The sequence below is a fragment of the Collinsella aerofaciens genome (genome assembly GCF_039752985.1).
In the GTDB taxonomy this organism is placed as follows: domain Bacteria; phylum Actinomycetota; class Coriobacteriia; order Coriobacteriales; family Coriobacteriaceae; genus Collinsella; species Collinsella aerofaciens_BT.
In genome coordinates, this window is sequence record NZ_JBDMHA010000018.1 from 1 (window position 1) to 10,697 (window position 10,697).

Consider the following 10,697-nt stretch of genomic DNA (forward strand, 5'->3'; position numbering starts at 1 on the left):
AACATCTGCGGGACAAAGCCGAAGATGGCGCCCAGGCCGCCGACGATGCCGTCGCAGACCAGCGAATCGACCAGGCCACCGTCCTCGGTGCCGCCCGCCACAAGGGCGTCGTGGACCATGGTGGTAATACCAGGAACATAGGGGCCGTACTGTGCCGGGTCGACCGAGTCGGCATTGTCGCCCGCAGCCTCGACGGCCGCGTCGTAGGCGTCGCGGCCCTGACCGAGCACGTACCAACCGTCGGTACCGAAGAGCTGGTCGTTGGTGAAGTCGGTCACCGTGCCGCCCAAGGTAGAAACGGCGATGTAGTACACGCAGAACATGATGACCACAAAGATCGGCAGGCCCAGGATACGGTTGGTAACCACGCGGTCGATCTTCTCGGAGGTGCTCATCTTTGCCGGAGCCTTGGTGAGGCACTCGTCAATGATGTGGGCAATCACGCCGTAACGCTCGCCGGTGATGATGGACTCGGCGTCATCGTCGCAGTCCTGCTCGCACTGAGCGACCAGACCTTCGACGCGAGCGGCCTTCTCCTTGGTGAGGTTGATGAGCTTGCAGGCGTCCGCATCGCGCTCGAACAGCTTGACAGCGTAGTAGCGGCGCTTGTTGGCGGGAACGCTCGCCGGCAGATTGTTCTCGATGTGGTCCAGAACGTCCTCGATGGAGGAATCGAACTTGTGCTCCGGCACCTGGCCCTTGGAAGCAGCGGACTTCTTGACCTGCTCGAACAGCTCCTTGATGCCCTTGTTCTTAAGGGCCGAGATCATCATGACCGGACAACCGAGCTTCTTGGAGAGCTTGTCCGTGTCGATCTTATCGCCGTTCTTCTCGACCAGGTCGGCCATGTTGAGGGCAACGACCACGGGCAGGCCGGTCTCGATAACCTGAAGCGCCAGGTACAGGTTACGCTCGAGGTTGGTGGCGTCGACCACCTGGACGACGACATCGGGCTCGCCGCTCATGAGGTAATCGCGCGAGCACTGCTCCTCAGGGCTGTAGGGGGAAAGCGAGTAGATGCCAGGGAGGTCCGTGATGGTAACGTTCTTGTCGCTTAGGAGCTTGGCCTCCTTTTTCTCAACCGTGACGCCGGGCCAGTTGCCAACGTAGCCGTTGGCGCCGGTGATCAGGTTGAAAAGCGTGGTCTTGCCGCAGTTGGGGTTACCCGCCAGCGCGACATGGATCTGAGAATCCGCCATTCAATCCTTCTTCCTTGTGTGCCTGCGCTGCTTTCTCCGCGCAGGCTGGATAATGTGCTTCAAAGATGCTGCATTAAGTTAGAAAAACCTAACTTTATCTGCAGATATATGCGCCGCGAGCCCTTACTGGACCTCGACAACGGCAGCCTCCTCCTTGCGGATGGAAAGCTCGTAGCCGCGCACGTTGATCTCGACCGGATCACCGAGCGGTGCAACCTTCACGACCTTGAACGAAGTGCCCTTGATGAGCCCCAGGTCCATAAGGTGACGGCGAAGCGCACCCTCACCGTGAAGCTTGACGATGGTAGAGCTCTCGCCCACCTTAACGTCACCCAACGTCTTCATCCTCTTGTCCCCCTTTCAGTTTTTATGAAATGCTGCGGACTAACCGACGGTCATGATGTGCATGGCAACCTTGGAATCGATGCCAAAGCGTGCGCCCAGCACCGTGACGATGATATTGGCGCCACTCGAGCTCACCACGTGGATTTCGTTGCCCTCGACAAAGCCGAGGTCCTTGAGGTGGTGCTTCATGTCCTCATTGCCCTTTACACGAGACACGCGCACGGTTTCGCCCGCTTTTACCATCGAAAGCGGCATGGCCGGCATCTGCGGTCCGCAAGACATGAGTGGCTCCTAACGTCAGTTCGTCCTCAACATCGACGCGATAAAAGTTAACCACGTCTATGTTCGCTTTAGTAAACTAGCACGTGGTTAACTTTTTGGAAAGGGTCCCTATTCAGATTTCGAAAAAGTTTCCTATATGAAACAAAAAGGCGCGGCAAAGAGCTGTCCTTTGCCGCGCCCTGTCATGCTTAGAGCGAGAGGTTTCTGATCGACGTAACGCAGGAAGCCTCGTCTACGCCCGAAACGCGAAAGATGATGTCCTCGCCGCACTCGCCGTAGAGAGCCATGAGGCCCATGACATCGCGACCGTCGGTATGGCGGTCGCCGATGCTGACCGACACGTCGCTACGGTGCTTGGCAATGATGTCATAGAGCAGCGCAACCGGGCGGGCGTGTAGTCCCAACGGATCTTTAATCGTCTTTGTAAACTCGACCATGTCCCCTCCCACGACATCACACATTCGGCCGGCAAACCCAGCCACGTGGTAGTTATTGTAGCGTTAGATGCTTATCGAGGGCCCCTCCGGATACCCCGTGGTCAAAAAGTGGCAAATATGAGTACTGTCACAAATTTAGTAGCAGCAAAATCGAGAGCAAATTGCCTAGCTTGAGCGATTCGAAGAGGTTGAAAGCCGTCAAACGCCCTTTAAAGGGAGTTAGATAAATCGATTTTGAGCCCATTTTCGCTCAGAGCAGGCCGAAAAATATGGCACTTCTTTTGCAACAGTACTCATATTTGGCATTTTTTGACCACGGGGGCCAAAACCATGCCCCAAAACACAAAAGGAGGGGCCTCGTAAGGCCCCTCCTTAGGAAAGGGAATCGATTTATTCCACAGCCGTAGATTAATCCTAGCCGCTACTCCATCATATCGAGGACGGAAGGGCGAAGCTCGTTCTCGGCGGCCTCGGGATCGGTCTCGCGCAGGCGGTTGATGTAGCGGTTGTACCACATCACGGCAAGGCCCAAGAAGACAACCACGCCGCCAACGTTGTAGACCAGCGTCAGCCACAGCGGCTGATCGAGCGGAATGGTGCCGCAGATAAGCACGAAGCAGAAGACCACAAGCAGGAATGCGGCAACGACCAGGCCAAAGCGGCGCGAACCCATGCGGAAGCCACGGGGAGCGGCGTCAAAGTTCTTGCGCAGCATAAAGTAGGCAAGCAAAATCAGCAGCGGTGGGAGCAGAGCGGTGGCAGCAGTCATGTTGGTAACGATCATGAGCAGGTCGTCGAGGTTACCGGAGCCCAGGGCCGGAATGATCAGGATGGGGACGACGATGGCGAACTGCAGCCAAGCAGCGCGGGCAGGAATGCCATGCTCGTTGAGCTCGACGATCTTGCTACCAAAGACGCCCTTGGGGATCTCGGTGAAGAAGACCTTGATGGGAGCGGAGGTCCACATCATGAGGGAGCCCAGCGTGGCGGCGAGAAGGATCAAGCCGATGGCGCGCGTAGACACTTCCATGGGAATGCCAAAGTGGGCAAAGACAGCACCGAATACGTCGAAGATACCGGTGGAGATGGCAACGCCGCCCTCGGGGATGAACAGGTTAACCAGCAGCGAAGCGCCTGCATACAGAAGGCCGATGGTCAGGCCGGCGATAACGACGGTGCGCACGAAGGCCTTGACGCCACCCTTAAGGTCGTTAAGGAACACGCCGACAGACTCAGCGCCGCCAACGCCCTGGATGATCCAGGCAAGCGTACCGAAGAAGCCCCACGCAGTTGCGAAGTTGCTCATGTCGGGAGCCATGTTAGCGGGAGTAGGAGCCGTAGCGAACCCAACGCCGCCAAAGGCAGCAGCCAGGGACAGCAGGATGAACACAGCGGTCAGGCCGAGAGCCGCGGTCGAACCGAAGGAGGAAATGGAGCCGATCCACTTAGCGCCCTTGGTCGAAACCCACGTGGCGATAGCAAAGACGACGATCTCGATAATGGTGATCCACAGCTGCGAAAGCTCGGCGTTGGCACCAAAGAACACGTAGCTCGCGTAGATGATGACGTTGGGCAGGACGGACGCAAAGAAGAACAGGTTAACGAACCAGTAGCTAAATGCCGTCAGGAACGCCCAGCGACCACCCATCGAGGTCTTAACCCATGCGTACACGCCAGACTCGGAGTCCTTGTTGAGGCCGACGAACTCGGCGGTAACCAGGGTATAGGGGACAAAGTACAAAAGCGTGGCGAAGAAGAACGACGGCGCAGCTGCCAAGCCGATGGCCGCGTTGTTGTTGATGATGTTCTTGATACCGAACACGGCGGCGACCGTCATGCCCAGCAGAGCGAACGAACCAATCGTTCCTCGTTTTTCAGAGCTCATAAGCCCTCCCAATCATCTGTTAAATGTCATCTAAAACCGTCCGAGCTGCAAGTGCAAACACGGACGGCGCACCTGCTAAGGGGAATGGGGAAAAGGGAGTCAACAAAGCCATCCCCCTTAACGGCGCGAAGCAAACGTCCAGGCGGACGAATACTACTTGTTGGGGAAGGAATAACCTTCGACTGTCACGTGCAGTACCACGACGCGGGGATCCGCGGCATCGGCCACGACACGGTAGGCCTCGTCAATTTCGACGACGGCAACGCCGCCGGTGGGAATCGTCACGGTCTCCCCCGTACCCTCAAAGCGCTCGCGATCATCGATATCGCTGTAGGCGCGCGTACAGGTAAGATCGGCCTTGGAAGCCACCTCAACGGTCAGATTGCCGTCGAGCGGGGCGAGCACGGCATGGTAGCGACGGTGACCGACCAGATCGGCAGTAGCCGCCTCGTGGGCGTTCACCCACCAATACACCAGCGAGTCGCCGATAGAGTACGCCACATCGTGCTGCAGTTCAGAAACGCCGTCGAGTGCCTGACCGGTACGCATCCACTTCTTGACGGACTTCATCTGGGCGTCGAAATCGGCACGCGAGTTAAAGATATGCATGACTTATGCCTCCTTAATGGGTGCCAGCGCCTGAGCCAGATCGGCAGACGTCAGCGGTCGCAGGGACACCTCAAAGCTGAAGCTCTCAAAACGGGTGCGATAGGAATCGAGCACCTCGGAACCCCAAGAGTTCGAGCCAAGGCCGAGCAGCTGGTCGTTGATGTTGACCGTAACCGTGTCGCCCGGGACAAGATCGTAGACATGCTTGGCATTATCGATAGCCTCGCAGCTATAGGGCCATGCGGAGAACGAGAACGGATTGGAAGCGGCGTCGCTCGGACGCGTCACGACCAGACCGTCACCGTGGCTGGAGCGCAGGGCGACCCAGCGGGTACCCTCGCGGTTGGCGCAGTCCTGGGGCATAACGTAGGGCGTGAACATGTCGTCGACCGTAGTGCGGTAATGACCGACCGGGTTGGCGCGCAGCGAGTCCGGATAGTTCTCGCCCGGGCCGTGGCCATACCACTCGACGGCACGATCACAACCGGGGACCTCGAAGGAGATGCCGATGCGCGGGATAATGTCCGAATAGTCGCCGTAGGGCTCGCCGGAAACCTTGAGGTCGACGCGGCCACTCGGAAGCACGGTATAGACGAGCTCGACGCGCATGCCGAACGCGCGGACGGGAGGAGCGATACGCTGGCTCACGGTAACGACAACCGCATTGTCGTCCTGCTTCCAAGAAACATTGCGGGTAGACGTCTGCATCACATCGATGAAGTTATCCTTCCACAGGGAGTCGTACTCCTGGGCGTGGTTATCGACGAGCGGATGCCAAAAACCAACCTGGGGACCGGAGGTCATGACGTCGCGACCGGATGCCTTCCACTCGCTCACGGTACCGTTGACCTTGCTGAAGGTCAGCTCGCCGTTGAGGGAGCGAATACGAATCTCCTGCTCGGTCTCCTCGACCGTAAGCTCAGGACGAGTGGGGGCGGCAATTGCCGGCGCCGGATGGTTTGCGATGGCAAACTGGCTTGCACCCAGTTGGAACATCGGCTCGCACCAGGCGTGAGCCGCCATGGTGTAGGCGTGCACGGTCAGCAGGGTCTCGCCCACTGCGGCCTCGCGAATCACCAGCGGAAGCTGGACGGACTCGCCGGGGGCAACCGCACCGGGCATGAGCGTCTTGCGGCAGACCACGTCGCCGTCCACCAGGGTCTCCGCCGACAGGCAGACATCCTCGAGGGTGGTAAACCAACGCTTGTTGGTGACGGTCAGCTCGCCCGCCTCGGCATCGTAGGCCATGCGAACCGGGCAGATGACCTGGCCGTACTCGGTAAGGCCCGGGCTCGGCTGCTGCCAGGGGAACACCATGCCGTCGATGCAGAAGTTGCTGTTGTTGGGGTAATCGCCGTTGTCGCCGCCATACATGTCGTAGGCAACGCCGTCCTCGGTCACAGCAGCCAAACCGTGGTCGCACCATTCCCAAATAAACTGGCCTTGGATGCAATCCCAGCGATCGAAGACCTCCTGGTACTCGGACAGGCCTCCGGGACCATTACCCATGGAGTGGCCGTACTCGCAGTTGATGCGCGGCTTGGGGAACGGATGCTCGCCAAAGTCGTTCATCTGCGACACGCGGGAGTACATGGTGGAAATGACGTCGACGGTATCGGCGTTGCGATCCTCCTCGTAGTGGACCGGACGACCGTCGAGCTCGTGAGCTTTGGCGTACATCGCGCGGATGTTGCAGCCATAGCCGCTCTCGTTGCCCATCGACCACATGATGATGCACGCGTGGTTGCGTTCCTGCATCACCAGGCGCTCAACACGGTCAACGTAAGCCGGCTCCCAGGCAGGGTCGTCGGTGACCAGGGCGATATTGCCGATATTCTCGAAGCCGTGGCTCTCCATATCGGTCTCGGCGACCAGCATGATGCCGTACTCGTCGCACAGCTCGTAGAAGCGCGGATCGTTGGCGTAGTGGGACGTGCGCACCGCGTTGATGTTGTGCTGCTTCATGAGCTCCAGGTCGCGGCGCATGCGCTCGAGACCCACGGCGCGACCCTTGTGATCGTCGTGGTCGTGGCGGTTGACGCCATGCATCTTAAAGTAGGTGCCGTTAAGGTAGATATGATTGCCCTCGACCGTCACCTCGGCAAGGCCTTGGCGATGCGGAACGTACTCGCTGATCTCGCCGCCGTCGTAGACCTCAAGCGTAAGGTCATAGAGGAAGGGGTCCTCGGGGTTCCAGAAGTGGGCATCGGCAACGCTGCACTCGGCATGGCCGTCGACGCACTCGCCCGTAGCGACCACATTCTGGCCATCGCTGAGCGTATACACGACGCGACTTGCGCCCTCGGCAACCGTATCGAGCGTGATCAGAGCGGCATCGCCCTCGCGGTGCGTACGGAACCTAAAGTCGACCAGATGCGCGGCGGGACGCTGCATGAGGTACACATCGCGGAAGATGCCCGATGCCCACCACATGTCCTGGTCCTCGATGTAGCTACCATCGCTGTACTGCAGAACCTTGACCGCAAACAGGTTGTCGCCCTCGACGAGCGCGTCGGTCACGTCAAACTCGGCGGACAGGCGCGAACCCTTGGTCATGCCGATAAACTTGCCGTTGACATACAGCTCGCCGTAGCTCTCGATACCGTCGAAGCGAATAATCTCGCGAGCGCCGGCAGGCACGGCGGGAAGTTTGACGATGCGCTGGTAGACGCCCGTAGGGTCGTCGGAGGGAACGAACGGCTGATCCACCGGGAACGGAAAACCCTCGTCGGTGTAGGCAAGGTTGCCATAGCCGTCTACCTGCCACAGGTGCGGAACCTCCACGTGATCCCACTCGGGCTTGTACGTGCAAAGTGCTTCGTTGGAGACGGCCGCGGGGCCCTCAAAAAGGCGGAACTGCCACGAGCCGGACAGCTGGACAAATCCGCGCGACAGCTCGCGGCTGTACGTAGCGGCGAGATCGGCGGTCTCATAACCCATAAAGTACGCATGGGGTGCCAGGCGGTTCCTGTGGGTGAGCGCTTGGTTTTCCCAATCGTTAATGGCGTCCATGGTGATGCTCCTTCGTCATCGTAGTGCTTCTTTGTGCAACCGGTTGTCCTTATCTTACGGGCGGTACAAAAATCTGTGCAACCGGTTGTCCGCCGAACGGTCGATTTTGTCGGATTAACGGTGCAACCGGTTGTACAACCATGCTACTTATGTCACCCTAAGCTTAGGTGCACAGCACGGGGCATCGTTCTTGAACTCACAGGCAACTGTCGCGCCTGCCTATGTCTCGCCCATACATGCCGTGCTCAGTCGCAGTTTGATTGCAAAACGACACCGGTCACCGGATACCATGGACGCCGTTCACGCGCGCTATAGTTATCTGTATCCGCATTAGCCTTTATCGATAGCCCACCGACCCAATTGCACAGGAGACGCCATGACCCAACCAGCACGCACCGCACCCACGCTTGCCGAGGTTGCTGAAGCTGCCGGTGTTTCGCGCTCCACGGCATCGCGTGCCCTCAACGACTCCCCCCGCATTAGCGAGGAAACTAAAAAGCGCGTCCGCGCGGCGGCGAAAAAGGTTAACTTCGTTCCCAACGCACGCGGCCGGGCGCTCGCCGTCGGACGCACGGAAATTATCGCCGTACTGGTTACCGAGCCTTTGAGCGAGCTGTTTAGCGATCCCACCTACAGTGAGTTTTTAAGCGGCATTACCGAGGAACTTTCGGAGTCGTCTTACTTGCCCGTGATCTTGCAGGCATCTTCCTCGCATGAGCGCAACCGCGCACGCGAGCATTTTGAGCGCCGCTCGTTTGACGCCGCCATCGACGTCTCGCCCTACAAGGGCAGTGAGCTGCTCGAGGTGCTGCGCGAGCTGGGCGTACCCACTGTGTTATGCGGCCAGCTCGAGGGCCATCCCTATCGCGACGTGTTCTCGACGGTCTACTCCGACGACGAAGAGGGCGGACGCTTTGCGGCGCTCGCTATGAAAGATCGCGGACGCAAGGACATCGTTGCCGTGCTGGGGCCGCAGGATAACCCCGCCGTCATCGACCGCCTTCGCGGCTACCGTGCAATTTTGGGCGAAAGCCTTCCGGATGAAAATGTCATCTATACCGGATGGAGCAGCGGAGACGGCTACCAAGCCACGCGGCGGTTGCTCGCGCGCGAAATACATGCCGACGGCGTGCTATGCGGATCGGACCGTATCGCAACCGGCGTTATCGCCGCATTCAACGAAGCAGGAATTAGCGTACCCAAAGACGTTTCGGTCGTGGGCTTCGATGACCACGAGGTCGCAGCTCGCAGCGTCCCCGCGTTGACGACCATTCGTCAGCCGCTTCGCGAGGAAGGCCGCATGGCCGCAGGCATTGCGCTCGATATGATCAATGGCGCCGTGCCCACCACCACCGTCATGCACATGCAGCTCGTTCAGAGAGACTCACTGTAGGAAACTGGGCCGGGCTTTCCGCTAGGCTGCTTTAGCGGAAAGCCCGACCCATTCCGAACGCCGATTCTGGGATGTACTTTCCGCCAGAAGCTCAACCGGAAAGTGCGACCCGTTATTTGGCTGGATTCTGGGTCGCAGTTTCCGCGACGCCCGGTCATCCCAAGCCCTCACAATCTCGGCGTATAAAAAACGAGGGAAGGCACACGTCCTTCCCTCGTTGCAAGCAATATATAGCCGCTCGCCTACATCAGGCGCAGGCTGACGTCCTTGAGCTGGGCGCCGGAAACGGCACTCGGGGCGCCCGACATGAGGTCGGAGCCACTGGCCGTCTTGGGGAACGCCATGACGTCGCGGATGGAATCGGAGCCGGTGAGCAGCATGCACACGCGGTCCAGGCCCAGAGCAAAACCGCCCATCGGGGGTGCACCAAACTTGAGGGCCTCCATGAGGAAGCCAAACTGAGACTCGGCGCGCTCCTCGGTAAAGCCCAGGAGCTTGAGCATGGACATCTGCATCTCGGCGTTGTGGATACGCATGCCGCCGCCGCCGGCCTCAAAGCCGTCCATGACAAAGTCGTAGGTGCAAGAACCGGCTGCCAACGGGTCGGCCTCGATCTTGGCGATGTCGGTCTCGGTCGGCAGGGTGAAGGGCTGGTGCTCGGCAGCGTAGGCCTTGCGGTCCTCGTCCCAGTGGAACAGCGGGAAGTTAACGACCCACAGGAAGTCGTGGCCCTCGCGCTTGATCTCGAGCGCGTTGGCCATGTGCGAACGCATGCCGCCCAGGATCTCGTCGGAGAGCAGGCGCGGGCCGGCGGCGAACATCACGAGGTCGCCGGGCTCGACGTCCATGCGCTCGCGCAGAGCAGTCATCTCCTCGTCCGAGAAGAACTTGACGATGGGGCTGTTGATGGAGCCGTCCTCGCGGAAGGCGATCCAGGCCAGGCCCTTGGCGCCAAACGTGGAGGCCACGCCGGCGAGCTTATCGATCTTGGCACGTGCCCAGGCACCGGCGCCCTTGGCGTTGATGGCCTTGACGACGGAGCCCTCCTCGTTCGCGGCGGTCGCGAAGACCTTGAACTTGGAGTTGGCAAAGATGTCGGTCAGATCGACCAGGTGCATGCCGTAGCGAGTATCGGGCTTGTCGGAGCCATAGGTGTCCATGGCGTCCCAGTAGTTCATGCGACGCAGCGGCGTGGGCATCTCGACACCCATGCGACCGAAGGCATCGGCAAGAACCTCTTCGAGCGCGCTCATGACATCGTTCTGGTCCACGAAGGACATCTCGATATCGACCTGGGTGAACTCGGGCTGACGGTCGGCACGCAGGTCCTCGTCGCGGAAGCACTTGGCAACCTGGTAGTAGCGCTCGACGCCACCGACCATAAGCAGCTGCTTCAGGAGCTGCGGGGACTGCGGCAGGGCGTAGAAGTTGCCCGGCTGGATGCGGCTGGGAACGATGAAGTCGCGGGCGCCCTCGGGCGTGGACTTGAACAGGGAGGGCGTCTCGACCTCCATGAACTCACGGTTGTGCAGCGC

The 10,697-nt window shown here is 59.7% G+C and carries 9 protein-coding genes; 1 reads left to right on the forward strand and 8 read right to left on the reverse strand.

The annotated features are described in order from the left end of the window. From ABHR76_RS03720 to ABHR76_RS03750, 7 genes are all read right to left on the reverse strand, one after another. Positions 1 to 1,199 (reverse strand): FeoB small GTPase domain-containing protein (locus tag ABHR76_RS03720; RefSeq protein WP_346976828.1); only part of this gene is annotated, 1,199 nt, incomplete at its 3' end. A gap of 123 nt (positions 1,200 to 1,322) precedes the next feature. Next, positions 1,323 to 1,544 (reverse strand): FeoA family protein, encoded by a 222-nt coding sequence (locus ABHR76_RS03725; RefSeq protein ID WP_006234774.1) that lies wholly within the window; start codon positions 1,542 to 1,544, stop codon positions 1,323 to 1,325. A 39-nt stretch (positions 1,545 to 1,583) separates the two neighbouring features. Continuing rightward, entirely contained in the window at positions 1,584 to 1,826 is a 243-nt protein-coding gene (locus ABHR76_RS03730; RefSeq protein ID WP_022094360.1) for a FeoA family protein, read from the reverse strand. A gap of 188 nt (positions 1,827 to 2,014) precedes the next feature. Then, the gene (locus tag ABHR76_RS03735) at positions 2,015 to 2,263 is read right to left on the reverse strand and encodes an HPr family phosphocarrier protein (protein ID WP_022094361.1); all 249 of its coding nucleotides are present in this window, start codon (positions 2,261 to 2,263) and stop codon (positions 2,015 to 2,017) included. Between the two features lie 421 nt (positions 2,264 to 2,684). Then, positions 2,685 to 4,148, reverse strand: a complete 1,464-nt coding sequence (locus tag ABHR76_RS03740; protein WP_346976829.1) for an amino acid permease — start codon at positions 4,146 to 4,148, stop codon at positions 2,685 to 2,687. Between the two features lie 153 nt (positions 4,149 to 4,301). Continuing rightward, on the reverse strand, positions 4,302 to 4,757 hold the full coding sequence (locus tag ABHR76_RS03745; RefSeq protein WP_117563669.1) for a NanQ anomerase/TabA/YiaL family protein: 456 nt from the start codon (positions 4,755 to 4,757) through the stop codon (positions 4,302 to 4,304). Between the two features lie 3 nt (positions 4,758 to 4,760). Further along, on the reverse strand, positions 4,761 to 7,769 hold the full coding sequence (locus ABHR76_RS03750; RefSeq protein WP_271730101.1) for a glycoside hydrolase family 2 TIM barrel-domain containing protein: 3,009 nt from the start codon (positions 7,767 to 7,769) through the stop codon (positions 4,761 to 4,763). 376 nt (positions 7,770 to 8,145) lie between these two features. Between ABHR76_RS03750 and ABHR76_RS03755 the strand changes: the two genes are divergently transcribed. Next, complete coding sequence (locus ABHR76_RS03755; RefSeq protein WP_195245833.1) at positions 8,146 to 9,162, forward strand: LacI family DNA-binding transcriptional regulator; 1,017 nt, start codon at positions 8,146 to 8,148, stop codon at positions 9,160 to 9,162. A 242-nt stretch (positions 9,163 to 9,404) separates the two neighbouring features. Here the strand turns inward: ABHR76_RS03755 and aspS are convergent. Then, the coding region (aspS, locus tag ABHR76_RS03760; protein WP_346976830.1) for an aspartate--tRNA ligase at positions 9,405 to 10,697 on the reverse strand (1,293 nt) is incomplete at its 5' end.